The organism is Herbiconiux sp. (genome assembly GCF_023264855.1).
Lineage (GTDB): Bacteria > Actinomycetota > Actinomycetes > Actinomycetales > Microbacteriaceae > Herbiconiux.
In genome coordinates this window covers 65,578-85,700 of sequence record NZ_JAHFUW010000001.1, presented here as the reverse complement: position 1 = coordinate 85,700, position 20,123 = coordinate 65,578, and the positions used below count along the sequence as shown (strand labels likewise).

The following is a 20,123-nucleotide window of genomic DNA, read 5'->3' as shown; positions in this document are numbered from 1 at the left end:
TTCTCCCGTGAGCATCGTGACCGGAGATCCCTCCGCAGCCCTCCCCGGCGGCTCCGCCACCCGCACTCCCGCGCGGTGGCGGAGCCGTCGTCCTGCGTGGAGCCGATGGCACAGCGGGCTCGCAGTGCTGGCCGCCGTCTCGGCATTCATCACGCTCTGGGGTCTGCAGCTGGGCGAGCGTTCGGAGTACTACGCCTCGATCGCCCTGTCGATGAGCCAGAACCTCTCGAACCTCTTCTTCGGCGCCGTCGACCCGGCGGGCACGGTGACGCTCGACAAGATCCCCGGCTCGTACTGGGTGCCGGCCGTCTTCGTGCGGCTCTTCGGCTTCTCGACCTGGTCTGTGAACGCACCGAACGCGATCGCGACGGTGATGGCCGTCGTGCTCGTCGCCGTCACCGCGAAACGACTGCTCAACCCCACCGCGGGGCTCATCGCCGGAGCGGTGGTGGCGACCACGCCGATCGTCGCGGCCGTCGCTCGCTCGAACCAGCCCGAGTCGTTCTTCGTGCTGGCGCTGGCGCTGGTGGCCTGGGCGGCCACGAAGGCCCTGCAGGGCCGGTCGCTGAGGTGGCTGCTGGTCGCGGCTGCCTTCGTCGCCCTCGCCTTCCAGATGTACATGCTCGAGGCCTGGGCGGTGTGGCCGGCGCTCGCCGTGGCCTACCTGTGCGTGAAGAAGCCGTGGCTGCAGAAGATCCGCGACGTCGTGCTGGCCGGGATGCTCAGCCTCGCCCTCTCGCTGGTCTGGATCTTCGTGGTGTGGCTGGTGCCGGCATCCGCTCGCCCGTACGTCGGCGGCACGTACTCGAACAACCCGTTCGAGATGGTGTTCGGGTACAACGGTCTGGGGCGGTTCGGGGCCACCACGGAGTCGTCGGCGTACCGCTCGTTCACCCCGCCGTTCTCGGGCGACCCCGGGGTGCTGCGGCTGTTCAACGCGGAGGTGGCAGGCCAGGTCGCCTGGCTGATTCCGGCGGGGCTGCTCGCGATCGCGGTGCTGTGGGTGCTGCGCGTGCCGAGGCCGCTCGTGGTGTTCCTCGGCGGGTGGCTGGTGACGTTCCTGGCGATGTTCTCGGTGGTGGCCGGGATGCATCAGTTCTATACCGCCGCGCTCGCGTTGCCGCTCGGGCTGCTGGTGGGGCTCGCGTTCGCGAAGGCGCGGGCCGGCGGGGTGCTGTGGGCGCAGCTGGCGCTCGTGGGTGTCACGGCCGTGACCGCTCTCGGGATCGCACTGTACAACCCCGGCTACCTCTACGGCGTGGCGGTGGTGCAGGCGGTCTCGACCGTCGTGTTCGCGCTGCTTCTGGTGCTCGGCCGCCGGCGCACGAACGGGGTTCTGCGGGCGGGAAGCCCGTGGGTGTCGGCGCTCGCCGCCGTGGCCCTGATGCTGACGCCCGCGGCCTGGGCCGTGGATGCGATGAACCACCCGAGCTCGATCAACCCGATCGCGGGGGAGTCGTCGGGCATCGGCGGCGGCTTCGGGGCGGGCGGCTTCGGTGGCGGAGGGCGAGGTTCGGGGCCGACGACTCCGGATGGCGCGGACGGCGGGCAGGGAGGGGCACCCGGGGGGCGTGGCGGCAGCGCGGTCGACCAGAGCCTGATCGCGTACCTGGAGGCGAACCGCGGCTCGGCGAACTACCTCTTCGCCACGTTCGGCGCCTCGGAGGCCGCGACCTACATCACGGCGACGAACGGCGAATCCGTGATGCCGATCGGAGGCTTCAGCGGGGAGGACCCGGCTCCCACGTTCGGCCGGTTCACGGAACTCGTCGCCTCGGGCGAGCTCCGCTTCGTGCTGATGGCGAGCCAGGGTGGCTTCACGGCCGCCCCCGGCGGCGGTGCCGGAACGCCCGCGCAGACCTCCGGCGGCGCCACCGCCACCGACGACAGCACCGCGGTCGCCGACATCCGCACCTGGGTGTCGCAGAACTGCAGCAGCGTGACCTCGCCCGACCTGACGACGACCGACCTCTACGACTGCGCGCCCTGATCGGTTCAGACTTGCAGAAATAACGGGGAGCGACGCCGTATACGACCCCGCTCCCCGTTATTTCTGCATGTCTGAACCGCAGGCGGCTCTCAGACGAGCAACTGGTGCTTCGCGAGCTCCCGGTAGAGGGGCGTCGAGACCACCAGTTCGGAGTGCGTGCCGACGCCCACGACGCGGCCGTGGTCGACAACCACGATCTGGTCGGAGTCGACCACGGTCGACAGCCGGTGCGCGATCACGATCAGCGAGCGGTTCTCGGCCACCGCGTCGATCGCGCCGCGCAGCATCTGCTCGTTCAGGCCGTCGAGCGACGAGGTCGACTCGTCCAGCAGAAGCACCGGGGGAGCCGCGAGCAGGGCACGGGCGATCGCGAGACGCTGGCGCTCGCCGCCGGAGAGCATCACGCCGTCTTCGCCGACGGCCGCATCCAGCCCTTCCTCCGAGCGATCGAGCACCTCACCGAGGTTCACGGCCTCGAGCACCCGCACGCAGGCTTCGTCGGTGGCACCCGGAGCCGCCAGCAGCAGGTTCTGGCGGATGCTGCCGGCCAGCACCGGGGCGTCTTGCTCGACGTAGCCGATCTGCGAGCGCAGCTCGACGCGATCCAGCTGACGCACATCGACGCCACCGAAGCGCACGACACCCGCGGTCGGGTCGTAGAAGCGCTCGATCAGCGCGAGGATGGTGCTCTTGCCGGCCCCGGACGGGCCGACGATCGCGGTGCGCTTGCCGCGCGCGGCGGTGAAGCTCACCCCGTGCAGCACGCCCGTGGTCTCGTCGAGCTCGGCGGCATCCTGGTCGTCGGAGTCGCCCGTCTTGCGCACCTCGTCGTAGGCGAAGTGCACGCCGTCGAACTCGATCGCGGGGGCGTCGGCCGACGCCGAGCCCGAGCCCGCCGCGGCGAGGGCGGCGAGCTTGCGGTCGTCCTGCCCCTCGATGGGCAGGTCGATGATCTCCTGGATGCGCCCGAGCGCGCCGAGCGCCTGATTCACGGAGTTGAGCGCGCCGAAGGCCTGGCCCAGCGGCATGATCATCATGAACAGGAACAGGATGAACGACACCAGGCTGGCGATCGTGATGGCTCCGGATGCCACGCGGAAGCCGCCCACACCGAGCACGACCAAGAGCGACACCTGCAGGGCGATGCCGGCGATCGGAACGACCAGGGCCGAGATCTTCGCGACCTTGACACCCATCTCCCAGGCGCCCTGGGCATCCTTCTCGACGCCCGCGATCTCGCGCTCGGTGGCGTTGGAGGCGCGCACGGTGCGGATGGCGCTGATCGATCGCTCCACGGCGGCGGCGAGGTCGCCGACCTTCTCCTGCTGTTTGCGGCTGGCCGTGCGCACCCGGCTGGAGATGAGCACGACGGTGACCACCGAGACGCCGATCACGAGCACGGTGAGGCCGAGCAGCACGGGGTCGATGATGAGCATCGCGATCAGAGCGCCGATGAACACCAGGGAGCCGCCGATCGCATCCACGAGGCCCTGCGTGATGACGGCGTAGAGCAGGGTGGTGTCGGAGCCGACCCGCGACACCAGGTCGCCGGTGCGCCGGGTGTCGAACTGGCTGATCGGCAGGCGGAGCATCCGCTGCACGAGGCGACGGCGGGCCGAGAGCACCACGCTGGTTCCGGTGCGCTGCAGCAGGTAGTGCTGGAAGCCGCTGATGATGCCCGAGACGACGACGAGGATGACCAGAGCCCACACCAGCATGTCCAGCGGCTGGCCGTTCTGCACGACCGTGATGACCTGGCTGACCAGCAGAGGCTGGGCCAGGCTCGCCGCGGCGCCCACGATGCTCAGCGCGATGACGACGGCGAGCACCTTCTTGTGCTCGAGCAGGAAGGGCATCAGCTGTTTGAACGAGGCGCGCGGCCCGTCGTCGGGCTTGCGGCCCCGGGCGAACGGACTGCGCGAACGGGGAGGTCGATCGGCGCCGGCCGGGGAGGTGCTCATGGTCTCATTCTCTCAGGGCCCCGCTTCGTGTTCGCCGAGGGCATCGGTGTCCGGATGCGCGCTCGAGGGCGGCATCCGGACACCGGGCAAGCGGGGGAGCGACCGGCTCGCTCAGCTCAGGGTGTTGTCGAAGTCGACGTCTTTCGTCTCCTTGCTGAGGTACAGCGCGCCGAGGGTGATCAGCGCCATCAGCGAGAGGTAATTGCCGACCAGCGCGGGGGATCCGCCGGCCGCCTGCCACAGCGCGACCGCGATGAACGGAGCCACGGCGGCGCCGAGGATGGAGGCGACGTTGTAGCTGATGGCCGATCCGGTGTAGCGCACGTTCGCCGGGAACAGCTCGGGCAGCGTCGATCCCATCGGGCCGAAGGTGAGGCCCATCAGGGTGAAGCCGATGATCAGCAGCGACATCACGCCCACGAAACCGCCCGCGAACAGCGGCACGAACAGCAGGCCGAAGCCGGCGATGCCGACCGTCGTCCAGAACAGGGTGTTGCGGCGGCCGAAGCGGTCGGCCAGCGGGCCGGAGACGAGCGTGAAGATGCCGAAGAACACGCAGCCGATCACGAGCATGATCAAGAAGTCGTTGCGGCTGTAGCCGAGCCCGGGCACGAAGGCCGCGGCGTTGAACGGCTTGCCCGCGGCCTCGGCGGCGGCCTGCGCGTTGGCGGCCGAGGAGGCCGTGGTGCCGAAGGTGAGCGTGAACGTGGTCATCAGGTAGAACAGCACGTAGGTGGCCAGCATGATGAACGTGCCGAGGATGAGCGGGCGCCAGCTGGTCTTGAACACGCGGGCCAGAGGGAGCTTTGCCACCTCGCCGGCGTCGACCACCTTGGTGAAGGCGGGCGTCTCGACCAGCTTGAACCGCACGTACAGGCCGATGATGACGAGCACGGCGGAGGCCAGGAACGGCACGCGCCAGCCCCAGGCCAGGAATGCCTCGGGGTCGAGCGTGGTGCTGAGGATGAGGAACACCACGTTGGCGATGATGAAGCCGATCGGAGCACCCAGCTGCGGGAAGGTGCCGTAGATGGCGCGCTTGCCCTTCGGGGCGTTCTCGGTGGCCAGCAGGGCCGCACCCGACCACTCGCCGCCGAGGCCGAGGCCCTGGCAGAAGCGGAAGAGCACCAGCAGCGCCGGCGCGAGGATCTCCCAGCCGGGCGTCTGGCCCGTGGGCAGGGCGCCGATCAGCACGGTCGCCACGCCCATCGTCAACAGCGACGCGACGAGGGTGCGCTTGCGCCCGATGCGGTCGCCGAAGTGACCGAACACGATCGAGCCGACCGGGCGGGCGACGAAGGCCACCCCGAACACGGCGAAGGAGGCCAGCAGCGAGATGGTGGGGTCGGAGTTCGCGAAGAACAGCGTCGGGAACACCAGCACGGCGGCGGTGGCGTAGACGTAGAAGTCGTAGAACTCGATCGACGTGCCGATGAGGCTGGCGAGGATGACGCGACCGCGCGAGTTGACGGGGGCGGTAGCGGGCCCGGAGGAGGGCGCGTCGAGAACGGAGGAGGACATGCGGGGGCTTTCGGATGGGCGGAGAGGAGGTGCCCCACGATGAGCGGCGCCGATCGGGCTCCACGGGGCACCGACGCTGGCGGGGGCGAGGATCGCTCGCAATCGCCCAGTTTACGCCCCTCTAGGATGCTGGGGGACGTTCGAACAAGGAGTTGTGCATGGGCATCGTGGTCGTGGTGGGTTCGCTGAACATCGATTCGACGGTCGAGGTGGCCCGGCATCCCCAGCCCGGCGAGACGCTGCTGGGCGGTGACCTCGTCAAGCACTTCGGCGGCAAGGGCGCGAACCAGGCCATCGCGGCGGCCCGGGCCGGCGCGCGGGTCTCGATGATCGGCCGGGTGGGCGACGACGCCGACGGCGACGCGTACCTGCACCGCCTGGCCTCGTACGGCATCGACACAGGGCGGATCGCGCGCACCACGGGTGTCGCCACCGGTCATGCGGCCATCGCGGTCGATGCGCACGGTGAGAACACGATCATCGTGTCGCCGGGCGCCAACGGGCGGCTCACGGTGGGCGATCTCGCACCGCTGCGCTCGCTGCAGCCGGGCGACGTGCTGCTCGGCTCGCTCGAGGTCGACCTCGACGTGATGGCCGAGGCGGCCCGCATCGCAGCGGCGCAGGGCGCCCGCGCGGTGCTGAACCTGGCTCCGTATGCGGCCCTGCCCGGCGACGTGCTCGAACTCGCCGATCCGGTGGTCGTGAACGAGCACGAGAACGCGCAGCTGACCGCCGACGGCTTCGCGCCGAGTTCGGTGCTGGTGACCCTCGGATCGGCCGGCTCCCGCTGGGGGGCGCACACGGTGCCCGCCGCGACGGTCACCCATGTGGTCGACACCACGGGCGCGGGTGACTGCTACTGCGGCACCCTGGCGGCAGGCCTCGCGGCCGGCCTCTCAGACCATGACGCGATGGAGGCGGCCTCCACGGCCGCTGCCGCGAGCGTGGGGTGGGTGGGCGCGCAGCCCTAGGGCTCGCAACTCCCATAGCGCCAGTATTCGACCCGAAACCCGAGCTGAGCACTGAGAGTCTCAGGCCGTACTCGACGGGAGCGACGAGCGAAGCCCGGCGCCCCCGGCAGCTAACGCAGCTTCTTCAGGGTGAGGGCGGTGGCTATGGCCGCCTCGGCGGCCTCGGCACCCTTGTCTTCTTTGGAGCCGGGGAGGCCGGCTCGGTCCAGGCCCTGCTGCTCGGTGTCGAGGGTGAGTACACCGAAGCCGACGGGCTTGCCGGTGAGGATGCTGACCTGGGTGAGACCGCTGGTGGCGGCATCCGAGACGTATTCGAAGTGGGGCGTCCCGCCACGGATGATCACGCCGAGGGCGACCACGGCATCCGCACCCGCCTCCAGGGCGGCCTTGGAGACGACGGGCAGCTCGAAGCTGCCGGCGACGCGCACCTCGGAGACCGTGACGTTCGCGGCCGCGAGGGTGCGGCGGGCGCCCTCCAGCAGACCGTCGGTGATCTCGGTGTGCCAGGTTCCGGCGACGATGGTGATGTTGAGGCCGGTTCCGTCGAGGTCGAGATCGAGGCCGGGGGCTCCTGCACCGCTCATGGGCGAGTGTCCTTTCAGTGGGCGGCGGAGGGCAGCAGGTGCCCCATCCGGTCGCGTTTGGTGTCGAGGTACTGCTGGTTGAACTCGCCGGCGCCGACGACCAGGGGAACCTGCTCGGCGACGGCGATGTGCTGCTCTTCGAGCTGGCGCACCTTCTCGGGATTGTTGGTGAGCAGGCGAACACGGGTGGCGCCCAGATCTTGCAGGATGGCCGAGGCCGCGCCGTAGTCGCGGGCGTCGGCGGGCAGGCCGAGGGCCACGTTCGCGTCGAGCGTGTCGAGGCCGTCCTCCTGCAGCCGATAGGCGCGCAGCTTGTTGATCAGGCCGATGCCGCGGCCCTCGTGGCCACGCAGGTAGATCACGGCGCCGCCCTCTGCGGCGATCAGGTCGAGCGCGGTGTCCAGCTGCGGTCCGCACTCGCACTTGAGCGAGCCGAAGGCCTCTCCGGTGAGGCACTCCGAGTGCACGCGCACGAGCGGCGTGGCCCCCGCGAGGTCGCCGGAGAGGATCGCCACGTGGTCGGCGCCGGTCTCCAGGTCGCGGTAGGCGCGCATCCGCAGGGTGCCGTGCGTGGTGGGCACCGAGGTCTCCACCTCGAAGTGCACGCGCGGGGTGCCGGACGGGCGGCGGGCTGCGGCCGTTGCCAGGGCGTCGGCCTCGGCGGCCGCGGTGGCGGCATCCGGAGCCGCGGCGGCCAGCACGGCGGCCCCCGACTCCTCGTTCACGCCCCCGTCTTGCTCGTTGAGCCAGTCGATCATCTGCTCGATCGTGATGATGAGCAGGCCGTCGCGCTCCGCGATGGCGTCGAGCTCGTCCATCCGCATCGCCGAACCGTCGTCGGCGATCATCTCGCCGATCACGCCCACCGGGGGCAGGCCCGCGGCGCGCATCAGATCGACGGCCGCCTCGGTGTGGCCGGCGCGCTCGCGCACGCCGCCGTCGACCGCGCGCAGCGGCACGACGTGGCCGGGGCGGATGAACGAGGCCGCGGTCGACTCGGGGTCGGCCAGGCGGTTCAGGGTGAGCGCGCGGTCGTGCGCGTTGATGCCGGTGGTGACTCCGGATGCGGCATCCACCGTGATCGTGTAGGCAGTGCGCCGGGTGTCTTCGCTGTTCACGACCATCGGCGGCAGCGCCAGCTTGTCGGCCAGCTCGGCCGGCATGGGAGCGCAGAGGTAGCCGGAGGTGTTGCGCACCATCCAGGCGATCCACTCGGTGCTGGCGAGCGAGGCCGCCATGATGGCGTCGCCCTCGTTCTCGCGGTCCGCGGCATCGGAGACGAGCACGGGACGACCGGCCCGCAGCGCTTCGACGATCTCGGGCATGGTGGCGAATGTCATGATCCGCTCCTCGGGGTAGGGGTCTGCTGGGGTGAGCGCGGGGAGGTGAGACCGAGTGTCACGAGGCGCTCCACGTGCCGGGCCAGGATGTCGGTCTCGATGTTCACCCGGTCGCCGGCGGCGAGGGTGCCGAGAGTGGTGGCGGCGAGCGTCTCGGGAATGAGCGAGACCTCGAACCAGTGACCGCCACCGAGCTGGCCGCCACCGAGCTGACCGCCGCCGGCCTGGCCGGCTTCGTCGCGGCCCACGTTCGAGACCGTCAGCGAGACGCCGGAGACGGCGATCGAACCCTTGTCCACCACGAGCGGCGCCAGGTCGTCGCCGAGGGTGAAGCGCAGTACGCTCCAGGCTTCGCCGGGGGTGACCGAGAGCACGGTCGAGGTGCCGTCGATGTGCCCCTGCACGATGTGGCCGCCGAGGCGGTCGCCCACCTGCGCGGCGCGTTCGAGGTTGACGCGGCTGCCCGCGGTGAGGCCGCCGATGGTGGACATCGACAGGGTCTGCGCCATCACGTCGGCGGTGAAGCTGTCGTCGGTCTGCGCGATCACGGTGAGGCACACGCCCGAGACCGAGATGGAGTCGCCGTGCTTGGCGTCGCTCACCGCGAGCGGGGCGCGCACGGTGATGACGGCCGCATCCGCGGTCTGCTCGAGGGCGAGCACCTCGCCGAGCTCTTCGATGATTCCGGTGAACATCGGGCTAATCCTCCAGGGGCTTCGTGGGCGCCGCGGCGTCCGGTCGTGCGACGATCACGAGATCGTCGCCCAGTCGTGTGACCTCGGTCACGGTGAGACGGCGCTGATCGTCGATGGTGGCGACGCCGAGGTCGGTGAGGACGGCGCGGGGGCCGCCGAGCAGGGTGGGGGCGAGGTAGACCACGATCTCGTCGGCCAGGCCCGCAGCGAGGAACGCACTGGCCAGTGTCGGGCCGCCCTCGACGAACACGGTGCGGATCTCGTCCTGGTAGAGCTCGTGCAGCACGGCGCCCAGGTCGTGCGACTCGAACCGGCGCACGGCATCCGGATGCGGGTGCCGGTGAACGAGGGCACCCTCGGGAATCGGGCGCCGGCCGATCACGACCGGCGCGGGCTGGTGCTCGAACAGCGCGGCCCCGTCCACCCGAGCGGAGAGTGCAGGGTCGTCGGCGAGCACGGTGCCGGTACCCACCACGATCGCGTCGGCGTCGGCGCGGCGGCGGTGCACATCGGCGCGCGCCGCAGCCCCGGTGATCCACTGGCTGGTTCCGTCGGCGGCGGCCGCTCGGCCGTCCAGGCTCGAGGCCCACTTCACCGTGACGAAGGGGCGCTTCAGCCGCACGGCGGTGAGCCACGGACGGATGGCGTCTTCGACCTGGCCGGCCAGCAGACCCTGCTCGACCTCGAGACCGGCGTCGCGCATCCGTTCCCCGCCGCCGTGGGATTCCTCGCCCGGATCGGCGACGGCGTAGACCACGCGGGCCACGCCCGCCTCGATCAGCGCGACGCTGCACGGGCCGGTACGGCCGTGGTGGTTGCAGGGTTCGAGCGTCACCACGGCGGTCGCGCCCCGGGCGAGCGACGGATCGGCCAGAGCCGCGAGGGCCGCGGTCTCGGCGTGCCGCGTGCCGGCTCCCCGGTGCCAGCCTTCGGCCAGGCGCTCGCCGGTGGGGGAGAGCAGCACGCAGCCGACCTGCGGATTCACACCCGGGCGAGGGCCACGCAGCGCGAGCTCGAGGGCGCGGATCATGGCGGCCTGCTCGGCTGGGGCGGTCGCGGAATCGACGGGGGCGCTCACCGGCGCGACGGCGGCGTCGGACGCGCCGACCTCACCGGTCGTGCTGACTCCGGCTGTGCTCATCCCGTCCTCGTCTTCCGACGTGGCTCCGGGGATGCGCTCGAAAAGCGCCGGCGGGGTCTCGAGGTCGAGAATCCTGCCCGTGCTACCTCTCATCCGGACTGAGGTGACGTCTTTCGACGTCGCCATAACCGTCGGTCCTGGAATTCCACCAGGTCAACCTCCGGGTGATTGCGGACAATCGATCGGAGGCTCGCGGACTATAACCGCCGGTTCAGAATCTCACTGACCCCGGAGCACGTTGCTTACATCTAGTTATACCTCAACGCGGCAAGCGCCGAAGAATTCCCGACGTATCGCGTCACGCGCGGGGAGCCGGGTCAGCGGGCGGCGGAGCCTGCAGCAGGAAGGGCGAGACGCTCGGGCGCGCGGCCCACCAGGCTCGACAGCCCCCAGCCGGTGACCTTGGCGAGGGCTTCGACCACGATGCCGGTCGACATCTTCGAGACGCCCTCGGAACGCTCGACGAAGGTGATGGGGAACTCGCCGATCCGGGCGCCGCTGCGTTCGAACAGCCAGGCCATCTCGATCTGGAAGCAGTAGCCCTGCGAGTTGACGGTCTGCAGATCGATCGCGCGGAGGGAATCGGCCCGGAAGCCGCGGTATCCGCTGGTGAGGTCGTGCAGCTTCGACTGCAGCAGGATGCGGGCGTACGCCGTTCCCGACCGGGAGATGAACTTGCGGTAGGCCGGCCAGTTCACGATCACGCCGCCCGGAATCCATCGGGTTCCGATCGCCATGTCCGACCCGCTCTCGAGCAGGGCGATCAACAGCGGCAGCTCCTCGGGCTGGTGCGATCCGTCGGCGTCCATCTCGACTATGAAGTCGTAGGGCTTGTCAAGGGCCCAGCGGAATCCCGCACCGTACGCGGCGCCCAGACCGTTCTTCTCGGTACGGTGGAGAACGTGCACGCGGGAATCGTCGGACGACAGCTGATCGGCCAGTTCTCCGGTGCCGTCGGGCGAGTTGTCGTCGACGATCAGGACATTCGCCTCCGGTACGGCGGCGAAGATCCGCTCGACGATGCCGGAGATCGATGCGATCTCGTTGTAAGTCGGAATCACCACGACAGTGTTCGCCACAGTTCCCTCAATCGATCATGCGCAGCCACGTTCGGCAGCGCTGGAAATCGTATCGATGCTTTCTGTTCATTCTCCCCAGTTACGCTCAGCATTCCCCTGGAAGATACGAACAGTTCTCTTCACGAGTTTCGTACGTCAGAAACGGTAGTCCATTCATGAGCAGTGCCCCCGTCACGAGGTCGCGCCTTCACATTCTCGCGACGGAGTTCATCCGGTTCGGCCTGGTCGGCGGAGTGGGATTCATCGTCGATGTCGGCGTGTTCAACCTGCTGCGCACCACGATCATGGATCCCGGGCACATGCACGGCGGGCCCGTGATCGCGAAGCTCATCTCCACCACGCTCGCCATCCTGGTGAACTGGCTGGGCAACCGGTACTGGACCTTCAAGGAGCGCCGCCGTACCGACGTGTTCCGCGAGAGCGTGGAGTTCTTCGCCGTCAGCATCGCCGGCATGGGCATCGGTCTGGCCTGCCTGTGGTTCTCGCACTACGTGCTGCACTTCACCTCGCTGCTGGCCGACAACATCTCCGGCAACGTGATCGGGCTGGTCCTCGGGGCCGTGTTCCGGTTCGTGCTGTACCGGGTGTGGGTGTTCGGGGAGCACCGCGTACAGGCGCCGGCCGCCGCATCCGCCGCCTCGGTCGAGACGATGGGCAAGACCAGCTCGCTGTCCTGAGCCTCCGGTGCGCCCGGGCGGCGTGCGGATACTGTGGTGAGGTGAGCGCAGACCAGACGGCGGACGCCGGCCGCGAGGACAGTCGGCCTTCGCGCTGGCGCTCGGCGGCCCGCGCGACGCTGGCCCCCGCCCGCGCCTTCCAGACCTCGGCACGCACACCGCTGCTGCAGGTGCTGAAGACGGCCGCGGCCGCCGTGATCGCCTGGGTGCTGTGCTCGCTGATCGCCCCGAACCAGATCCCCGTCTTCGGTGCGATCGCGGCGATCATCGTGGTGCAGCCGAGCGTCAACCAGTCGCTCAGCCGGGGGATCGAACGGTCGATCGGCGTGATCGTCGGCGTCGTCGTGGCGTACCTGGTGTCGCTGGTGTTCGGGGCGCCGAGCTGGCTGATCCTCGCCGCGATCGTGCTGTCCCTGCTGATCGGGTGGGTACTGCGGCTGCCGCAGTCCTCGACCGTGCAGGTGCCGATCAGCGCGATGCTGGTGCTCTCGATCGGCGCGCAGACGCCCGGCTACGCCGTGGAGCGCATCATCGAGACGATCATCGGAGCCGTCATCGGTGTGGCGATCAACTGGCTGATCGTGCCGCCGCTCGCCGTGCAGCCGGCGCACGAGGCCGTGGCCGCCCTCGGGCGGGAGATCGCGTCGACGATGGACGGCCTCGCGGTGGTCCTGAGCGAGCAGACCGACGAACCGTACCGCCTGAAGCTGCTCGTGGAGGCGCGGCTGCTGCGGCCGATGCAGGCCAAAGCGCAGAAGGCTCTGGATGCGGCGACCGAGAGTCTGCGCTTCAACCCCCGCCGCTCTAACCTGCGCGACCAGCTGGCGGCCGATCTCGAGCTGCAGGCGATGCTCGGGATCGTGCTGACCCGCATCCTGGGCATGGCCCGTGCGCTGAACGACCACTTCGACGACACACTGCACCAGGAGATGTCGGCGACCGCCATCGGCGAAGAGCTGCGGCGGGCCGCCCACGACCTGCGGCTCGTGATGGAGCATCAGGAGCTGCCGGCGGGAGAGTCGGAGCGGGCGCCGGTGGAGGAGCCGGCCCTCACGGCGCCGCTTCAGACGATCGTGCCCGATCCGGCGCACTGGATCCTGATCGGGTCGCTGCTGGAAGACCTGCGGCGGGTGCGCGAGGAGATCGTGGGAGCGACGCCGGACGCCTGAGCTTCCTGCCTCAGCCCCGGCGGGGGAGGAAGCCGACGCGGTCGTACACGGTGGCGAGCGTCGCCTGGGCGACCTCCTCGGCCCGGTCGGCGTTGACCGCGAGGATGCGGTCGAGCTCGGCCGGGTCTTCGAGCAGCTCGAGGGTGCGCGTGCGGATCGGGTCGATCGTCTCGACGACCAGCGCCGCCAGCGCCTTCTTGAGCGTGCCGTAGCCGCCGCCGGCGAACTCCTCCACCACGGCGTCGACCGTGCGGCCGTCGAGGATGGAGAACAGGGTGAGCAGGTTGGCCAGGCCCGGCTTCGTCTCGCGATCGAAGCGGATCTCGCCGTCGGTGTCGGTGACCGCCCGCATGATCTTCTTCTCGGTGACCTTGGGCTCGTCCAGCAACCAGATCAGGCCGGCCTGCGACTCGGCCGACTTCGACATCTTCGACGACGGGTTCTGAAGGTCGTAGATCTTGGCCGTGTCCTTCAGGATGTACGGCTTCGGCACCGTGAAAGTCTCGCCGAAACGCGAGTTGAAGCGGGTGGCCAGGTCGCGGGTCAGCTCGATGTGCTGCCGCTGGTCTTCGCCCACGGGTACGTAGACGGCCTGGTAGAGCAGGATGTCGCCGGCCTGCAGGATCGGGTAGGTGAACAGACCCACGGATGCGGCATCCTGGCCCTGCTTGGCCGCCTTGTCTTTGAACTGGGTCATCCGCGCCGCCTCGCCGAAGCCGGTGAGGGTGTTGAGCACCCAGGCGAGCTCGGCGTGGGCCGGTACGTGCGACTGTACGAACAGGGTGGAGCGGGAGGGGTCGATGCCGGCCGCGATGTACTGCGCCGTGGTGCGGCGCGTGTTGGCGCGCAGCTGCGCCGGGTCTTGCGGCACGGTGATGGCGTGCAGGTCGGCCAGGAAGAAGAAGGCGTCGTGGGTCTCCTGCAGTGCCTTCCAGCTGAGCAGGGCACCGATGTAGTTGCCGAGGTGCAGGGAATCGGCGGAGGGCTGCATGCCCGAGAGCAGGCGGGGCTTGGGGGAGTTCATGGGGAGGATGTCCTGTTTCGGTGGAGTGCTGGTGGTCAGCTCAAAGGTCGTAATCGACGACGACGGGAGCGTGGTCGCTCCAGCGGGTGTCGTGCGTCTCGGCGCGGTCGACGGTGTAGCTCGTCGCTGCGGCCGCGAGGTCGGGTGCGGCGAGCTGGTAGTCGATGCGCCAGCCGGTGTCGGTGTCGAAGGCGCGCCCGCGCTGCGACCACCAGGTGTAGGGCCCTTCGACCTCGCCGGCGAAGCGGCGGCCGAGGTCGACCCAGCCGAAGCCGGCGCCGGTGTTGTATCCGGGGTCTTCTTCGGCGCCCACGAAGCGGTCGAAGTAGGCGCGCTCCTGCGGCAGGAAGCCGGCCTTCTTCTGGTTGCCGCGCCAGTTCTTGATGTCGAGCTTGCGGTGCCCCACGTTGAGGTCGCCCATCACCACGGAGAGGGGGTTGTGCGCCTGGAGCGCGGGCAGACGCTCGATCATGGCGTCGAGGAACTTGTACTTCTCGACCTGCTTGGGGGTGCCGTCTTCACCGGAGTGCACGTAGGTGGAGACCACGGTCACGATCTTGTCGCCCCACTCGTAGTCGGCCTCGAGCCAGCGGCCGGCGCTGTCGAAGTCGTCGGCACCGAAGGAGACCCGGTGGATGCTCGCGCGGTCGCGGCTGGCGAGGGCCACACCGGCCCGGCCCTTCGCCGTGGCGGCGTCGTGCAGGATGTTCCAGTCGGGCCCGAGCAGGCCCTCGACGTCTTCGGTCTGCGCCCGCACCTCTTGGATGGCGAGGATGTCGACGTCGCGTGCCTCGAGCCAGTCGCCCATCCCCTTGCGGTAGGCGGCGCGGATGCCGTTCACGTTCACGGAGGCGATTCTGAGGGGCTTCGAAGGCATGTTTCTACTGTAGCGGCGACCCCGGACACCGGCCGTGGCCGTCCGCGTTCAGCCGCATCGGCCCTGCGGCCTCTGCTCAGCGGCGCTTGGAGAGCTTCAGCTGGTCGGCCTCGTCGAGTTCGTCGAGCTTCTCGAGCTGCTTGCGCACCCGGCGGCGGCGCAGGCCGTGCTCCGTGGCGAGCTGCTCCTGCAGGCGTTGCCGTTCCGCGGAGATGAGCACGTCGCGTGCCTCCGCGACGGAACGCTCTCGCTCGGCCTGCTGCTGCTCGGGACTCAGGGCGCGGGCGTCGATCCCGGCATCGTCCATGCCCACGGCGATCCAGGTGGCCGAGATCAGGATGACGCGGCATACCAGGTTGAGGAAGATCATGATGCCGATGATCACCGCGAAGGAGGCCAGCAGCGGGTTCGAGGTGGCACCGCCGAGCAACTGGGAGCCGAGGATCTTCAGCACACCGAGGGCCGCGCCTCCGATCGCGGCGCCGGCGATCAGTCGACGTCTCGGGATCTTGACGCCGGAGAGCACCCGGAACGCGATCCCGAGCACGAAGCTGTCGAAGGCGAACACCACCAGCACACCCAGGAGCCAGGCCATGACCAGCGCGAACGGCGACTGGTTGTCGATGCCGAGCAGATCGAAGACGATCCCGAGTCCCTGATTGCTGACCAGGCTCACCGCGGAGGAGAGCACGATCGCGACCGCGAAGCCGAGCGCAAGACCGAAGTCCTTGACCTTCAGCAGCACCGGATTGGTGGTGGGCGGGTCGAGCTTGAACAGGCGGCGAATGGAGTCGCGTGTCGAGGCGAGCCAGCCGATCGCGGTCAGCACCAGGCCCACCAGGGCGATCGCGCCGGTCCAGCCGAGGATGCGGGCTTGCGAGAGTGCTTCGGGGTCGATCGCGCCACCCTCGCCGATCAGCCCCGGGATCGCGTTGCTCAACTGCGCGACCACGGCATCCATCAGGTCTGGATTGCCGGCGAGCACGATGCCGAAGATCGAGAACCCGACCCAGATGCCCGCGAAGATGGCGAACACCGCCTGGAACGACATCCCCGAGGCCATGATCTCGCCGCCGCTCGCTCCGAACCGCAGGAAGACCCGCACCGGCCGCAGGGCCATCACCCAGGCGATGAGCTTCGCGATGCCGCTCTGGGGCTTCTGGGGACCCTCGTCCTTCTTCTCGATCTCGACCGCCGCCGGCCTTCCCGAGTCCACCTTCGTGGTCGCCTTGTCGTCCTTCACGGCGGTACCCCCCGCCGGGTCGCCCGCCGTGTTCTTCTGCGGTGTGCCGCGCTCCTCGCTCATACGGCAAGCCTGACACGACCGCTGGTGCCGCGCTCGCACGCCGTCGTCCCGAACGGCTGGAGTCTTCCGCTCCATTGCGCAACGGATGGAGCCTGAGTCCGCGTCTGGTCATAGCTTCCATCCGTTCGGTCGGGGTCGGCGGCACGGCGGGTGGTCAGAGCAGCAGGGCTCGCCGGATGGCGGCGAGGCAGGTGGGCCAGTCGTAGAGCACTTGGGCGTAGCTGAAGTGCAGCACATGGAGGCCGAGTGCGGTGAGTTCGGCCGCTTTACGACGATCGCGTGTGAAGGTGGACTCGTCGTCGTGGAACTCGCGGCCGTCGACCTCGACGACGACGCGTCGGCTGATCAGGAAATCGACCCGCCACCGCCCGATCTTCGCCTGGCATCGGGGTTCGATGCCTGCTTCGAGCATCCGAACGCGCGCGATCGACTCGGTGCCGGATTCGGCCGAGGGGTCGATCAGTCTCATCACCCGGAGAAGGCGCGGCGTGCCCCCGAAGCCGGCAGCGAGCTGGGCGGTCGTCGTCGAGCGGGCGCGCACCGCAGAATCGAGAACGGCGACGAGATGGGCGTGGTCGAGATCTGCCGGCAGGTGACGGATAGCTGTCGGCAGAAGAGAGAGCCCGGTGATCTGCCCGCTCCGAGGGGGCGGGACATCTTTCCAATGCAGAACCACATCGCTTCTCGGCCGGAAGAACTCCGCCGTATCCGGATCGCGCAGCAGCCTCGCGTGAGCGTTGACGGCGACGTGCAGTCGGTCATCATCGGGCGGACACCAGGCTCCGTGGGCCTCGAGCGCCGGGTAGGACGTGAGCCGGCCGCCCAGCCGCACGGCACGCACGACCGGCGTGCGCGCATCCGGTCTGGCGTAGTAGCCGCGCCGTATCCGCTGCACCGTGCCGTCACGTTCCCACTGTCTGAGCTCGGGCGCGCTGACGCCGAGCCGACGCAGCATCGCCGTGGAAGCGACTTCGGGCAAAGACGAATGGTTCATGTGCCGAGCGTGCGCCTGCGGGCGGCCTCGGGTGAGCCATCCGCAGCATCTGTGCACAACTTCTGCGCCCGTCAGATTGTGCAGAACCCATGTCGCGTGTCGGCACGCGTCGAATGGCTGGAGAAACGGCCCGTATACGCGAATGGATGGAGCCTCTGTCCGCACCTGGGACGAGGCTCCATCCATTCGGACGGCGCGTGAGGAGCGAAACGGCTAGGGCTTGCCTCGCATGATGGCCTGCTTGACCTCGGCGATGGCCTGCGTGACCTGGATGCCGCGGGGGCAGGCGTCGGTGCAGTTGAAGGTGGTGCGGCAGCGCCACACGCCTTCTTTGTCGTTGAGGATGTCGAGGCGGGTCTGGGCCGCCTCGTCGCGCGAATCGAAGATGAAGCGGTGCGCGTTCACGATCGCGGCGGGGCCGAAGTACTGCCCGTCGGTCCAGAACACGGGGCACGACGAGGTGCACGCGGCGCAGAGGATGCACTTGGTGGTGTCGTCGAAGCGCGCGCGGTCGGCGACCGACTGGATGCGCTCCTTGTCTTTCGGCGGCGCGGTGTTCGACTGCAGGAACGGCTGCACCTCGCGGAACGACTCGAAGAACGGGTCCATGTCGACCACCAAGTCCTTCTCCAGCGGCAGGCCCTTGATGGCCTCCACGTAGATCGGCTTGGTGATGTCGAGGTCTTTGATCAGCGTCTTGCAGGCCAGGCGGTTGCGGCCGTTGATGCGCATCGCATCCGAGCCGCAGATGCCGTGCGCGCACGAGCGGCGGAACGTGAGCGAGCCGTCCTGCTCCCACTTGATCTTGTGCAGGGCGTCGAGGATGCGGTCGGTCGCGTACATCTGCACGTCGAAGTCCTGCCAGCGCGGCTCGTCGTCGACGTCGGGGTCGAAGCGGCGGATGATGAGCGTGACCGTGAAGGCCTCGATCGGCGCCTCGGGGGCGGGACCGGAAGCGGGGGCGTCGGCTAGGAGGGTCATCAGTACTTCCTCTCCATCGGCTGGTAGCGCGTGATGACCACGGGCTTCCAATCGAGTCGGATGTGGTCGGCGGCGTCGCTGGAATGCGGGTCTCCGGAGAGATACGCCATCGTGTGCTTCATGTAGGTGTCGTCGTCGCGCTTGGGGAAGTCGTCGCGCATGTGCCCACCGCGGCTCTCCTGGCGGTTGCGCGCCGAGAAGACGACGACCTCGGCCAGGTCGAGCAGGAAGCCCAGCTCGATGGCCTCGAGCAGGTCGGTGTTGAACCGCTTGCCCTTGTCCTGCACCTGGATGTTGCGGTAGCGGTCGCGCAGCCGGTGGATCGTGGCGGTGACGGATGCCAGCGACTCGTCGGTGCGGAACACCTGCGCGTTCTTGTCCATCTCGTCTTGCAGCTCCTTGCGGATGGCCGAGATGCGCTCGGTTCCGGTGGAGTCGCGGAGCGAGGCGACGAGGGAGATGATCGCAGCGGCCGGGTCGGGAGGCAGCGGCGTGAAGTCGACCGTCTGCACGTACTCGGCGGCGTTGTTGCCGCTGCGCTTGCCGAACACGTTGATGTCGAGCAACGAGTTGGTGCCGAGACGGTTGGAGCCGTGCACCGAGACGCACGCGCACTCGCCGGCGGCGTAGAGGCCCGGCACCACGGTGTCGTTGTCGGAGAGCACCTCGGCCTTGATGTTCGTGGGGATGCCGCCCATCGCGTAGTGGGCCGTGGGCATCACGGGCACCGGCTCGACCACCGGGTCGACGCCCAGGTACGTGCGCGCGAACTCGGTGATGTCGGGGAGCTTCGTCTCGAGCACCTCGGCGCCGAGGTGCGTGCAGTCGAGCAGCACGTAGTCTTTGTGCGGCCCGGCGCCGCGGCCCTCCTGCACCTCTTGCACCATGCAGCGGGCGACGATATCGCGGGGTGCCAGGTCTTTGATGGTGGGGGCGTAGCGCTCCATGAAGCGCTCACCGGAGGCGTTGCGAAGGATCGCTCCCTCGCCTCGCGCTCCCTCGGTGAGCAGGATGCCGAGGCCGGCCAGGCCCGTGGGGTGGAACTGGAAGAACTCCATGTCTTCCAGCGGCAGGCCCTTGCGCCAGATGATGCCGACGCCGTCGCCCGTCAGGGTGTGGGCGTTGGAGGTGGTTTTGTAGATCTTGCCGAAGCCGCCGGTGGCGAAGATGACCGCCTTCGCCTGGAAGACGTGGATGGCGCCGGTGGCGAGCTCATAGGCCACCACGCCGGACGGCTTGTCGACGCCGTCGACGTTCGTCATCACGAGGTCGAGCACGTAGAACTCGTTGTAGAAGTTGATGCCCAGGCGCACGCAGTTCTGGAACAGCGTCTGCAGGATCATGTGGCCGGTGCGGTCGGCCGCGTAGCAGGCCCGGCGCACGGGCGCCTTGCCGTGGTCGCGGGTGTGACCGCCGAACCGGCGCTGGTCGATCTTGCCCTCGGGGGTGCGGTTGAACGGCAGACCCATGTTCTCGAGGTCGATGACCGCGTCGATGGCCTCTTTCGCCAGGATCTCGGCGGCATCCTGATCGACCAGGTAGTCACCGCCCTTGACGGTGTCGAAGGTGTGCCACTCCCAGTTGTCTTCCTCGACGTTGGCGAGCGCCGCCGCCATGCCGCCCTGCGCCGCACCGGTGTGCGAGCGGGTGGGGTAGAGCTTGGAGATGACCGCGGTCTTCGCCTTGGGCCCCGCCTCGATCGCCGCGCGCATCCCTGCGCCGCCGGCGCCCACGATCACGATGTCGAACTGGTGGTAGGTCACGCCGTCGATCACGGCGCCGTCTTCGAACTGGGTCACGGATTCACTCACGT

At 69.1% G+C, this 20,123-nt stretch carries 17 protein-coding genes; 4 read left to right on the top strand and 13 right to left on the bottom strand.

The genetic code is table 11. From position 1 onward, the window contains the following. Positions 1 to 7 precede the first annotated feature (7 nt). Positions 8 to 1,990 (top strand): glycosyltransferase family 39 protein, encoded by a 1,983-nt coding sequence (locus Q0D75_RS00375; protein ID WP_291048037.1) that lies wholly within the window; start codon positions 8 to 10, stop codon positions 1,988 to 1,990. Between the two features lie 89 nt (positions 1,991 to 2,079). Here Q0D75_RS00375 and Q0D75_RS00370 read toward each other — a convergent pair whose 3' ends face one another. Then, positions 2,080 to 3,951, bottom strand: a complete 1,872-nt coding sequence (locus Q0D75_RS00370) for an ABC transporter ATP-binding protein (RefSeq protein WP_291048035.1) — start codon at positions 3,949 to 3,951, stop codon at positions 2,080 to 2,082. Between the two features lie 111 nt (positions 3,952 to 4,062). Further along, the gene (locus Q0D75_RS00365) at positions 4,063 to 5,472 is read right to left on the bottom strand and encodes an MFS transporter (protein ID WP_291048031.1); all 1,410 of its coding nucleotides are present in this window, start codon (positions 5,470 to 5,472) and stop codon (positions 4,063 to 4,065) included. Between the two features lie 158 nt (positions 5,473 to 5,630). Between Q0D75_RS00365 and Q0D75_RS00360 the strand changes: the two genes are divergently transcribed. Continuing rightward, entirely contained in the window at positions 5,631 to 6,443 is an 813-nt protein-coding gene (locus tag Q0D75_RS00360) for a ribokinase (RefSeq protein ID WP_291048029.1), read from the top strand. A gap of 110 nt (positions 6,444 to 6,553) precedes the next feature. Here Q0D75_RS00360 and ribH read toward each other — a convergent pair whose 3' ends face one another. The 5 genes from ribH to Q0D75_RS00335 all read right to left on the bottom strand — a co-directional run bounded on the left by ribH (position 6,554) and on the right by Q0D75_RS00335 (position 11,264). Further along, positions 6,554 to 7,027, bottom strand: coding sequence for a 6,7-dimethyl-8-ribityllumazine synthase (gene ribH / locus Q0D75_RS00355; RefSeq protein WP_291048026.1), 474 nt, complete (start codon positions 7,025 to 7,027; stop codon positions 6,554 to 6,556). A gap of 14 nt (positions 7,028 to 7,041) precedes the next feature. Further along, a complete protein-coding gene (gene ribA, locus Q0D75_RS00350; RefSeq protein ID WP_291048023.1) occupies positions 7,042 to 8,367 on the bottom strand; it encodes a GTP cyclohydrolase II in 1,326 nt (441 codons plus the stop codon). After that, positions 8,364 to 9,062, bottom strand: a complete 699-nt coding sequence (locus Q0D75_RS00345) for a riboflavin synthase (protein ID WP_291048021.1) — start codon at positions 9,060 to 9,062, stop codon at positions 8,364 to 8,366. Before Q0D75_RS00345 ends, ribA begins: the two co-directional genes overlap by 4 nt. Positions 9,063 to 9,066: 4 nt before the next feature. Next, positions 9,067 to 10,092 (bottom strand): bifunctional diaminohydroxyphosphoribosylaminopyrimidine deaminase/5-amino-6-(5-phosphoribosylamino)uracil reductase RibD, encoded by a 1,026-nt coding sequence (ribD, locus tag Q0D75_RS00340; RefSeq protein ID WP_291048306.1) that lies wholly within the window; start codon positions 10,090 to 10,092, stop codon positions 9,067 to 9,069. Between the two features lie 428 nt (positions 10,093 to 10,520). Then, positions 10,521 to 11,264: a polyprenol monophosphomannose synthase gene (locus Q0D75_RS00335; RefSeq protein WP_291048018.1), complete on the bottom strand. Its 744-nt coding sequence runs from the start codon at positions 11,262 to 11,264 to the stop codon at positions 10,521 to 10,523. Between the two features lie 173 nt (positions 11,265 to 11,437). Between Q0D75_RS00335 and Q0D75_RS00330 the strand changes: the two genes are divergently transcribed. Next, a complete protein-coding gene (locus Q0D75_RS00330; RefSeq protein ID WP_291048015.1) occupies positions 11,438 to 11,959 on the top strand; it encodes a GtrA family protein in 522 nt (173 codons plus the stop codon). A 41-nt stretch (positions 11,960 to 12,000) separates the two neighbouring features. Beyond that, positions 12,001 to 13,128 carry an FUSC family protein gene (locus Q0D75_RS00325; RefSeq protein ID WP_291048013.1) on the top strand — a complete coding sequence of 376 codons (1,128 nt, stop codon included), beginning with the start codon at positions 12,001 to 12,003 and terminating at the stop codon, positions 13,126 to 13,128. Positions 13,129 to 13,138: 10 nt separating this feature from the next. Here the strand turns inward: Q0D75_RS00325 and trpS are convergent, their stop codons facing one another. The 6 genes from trpS to sdhA all read right to left on the bottom strand — a co-directional run bounded on the left by trpS (position 13,139) and on the right by sdhA (position 20,121). Continuing rightward, positions 13,139 to 14,152 carry a tryptophan--tRNA ligase gene (gene trpS / locus Q0D75_RS00320; protein ID WP_291048010.1) on the bottom strand — a complete coding sequence of 338 codons (1,014 nt, stop codon included), beginning with the start codon at positions 14,150 to 14,152 and terminating at the stop codon, positions 13,139 to 13,141. Positions 14,153 to 14,192: 40 nt separating this feature from the next. Beyond that, a complete protein-coding gene (locus Q0D75_RS00315; RefSeq protein ID WP_291048008.1) occupies positions 14,193 to 15,029 on the bottom strand; it encodes an exodeoxyribonuclease III in 837 nt (278 codons plus the stop codon). Positions 15,030 to 15,105: 76 nt separating this feature from the next. Continuing rightward, positions 15,106 to 16,335, bottom strand: coding sequence for a YhjD/YihY/BrkB family envelope integrity protein (locus tag Q0D75_RS00310; RefSeq protein WP_291048005.1), 1,230 nt, complete (start codon positions 16,333 to 16,335; stop codon positions 15,106 to 15,108). A gap of 154 nt (positions 16,336 to 16,489) precedes the next feature. After that, entirely contained in the window at positions 16,490 to 17,494 is a 1,005-nt protein-coding gene (locus Q0D75_RS00305) for a type IV toxin-antitoxin system AbiEi family antitoxin domain-containing protein (RefSeq protein WP_291048003.1), read from the bottom strand. Positions 17,495 to 17,542: 48 nt separating this feature from the next. Next, complete coding sequence (locus Q0D75_RS00300) at positions 17,543 to 18,310, bottom strand: succinate dehydrogenase iron-sulfur subunit (protein ID WP_291048001.1); 768 nt, start codon at positions 18,308 to 18,310, stop codon at positions 17,543 to 17,545. Next, positions 18,310 to 20,121: a succinate dehydrogenase flavoprotein subunit gene (sdhA, locus tag Q0D75_RS00295; protein WP_291047999.1), complete on the bottom strand. Its 1,812-nt coding sequence runs from the start codon at positions 20,119 to 20,121 to the stop codon at positions 18,310 to 18,312. The genes Q0D75_RS00300 and sdhA overlap by 1 nt, the downstream gene beginning before the upstream one ends. Positions 20,122 to 20,123 lie beyond the last annotated feature (2 nt).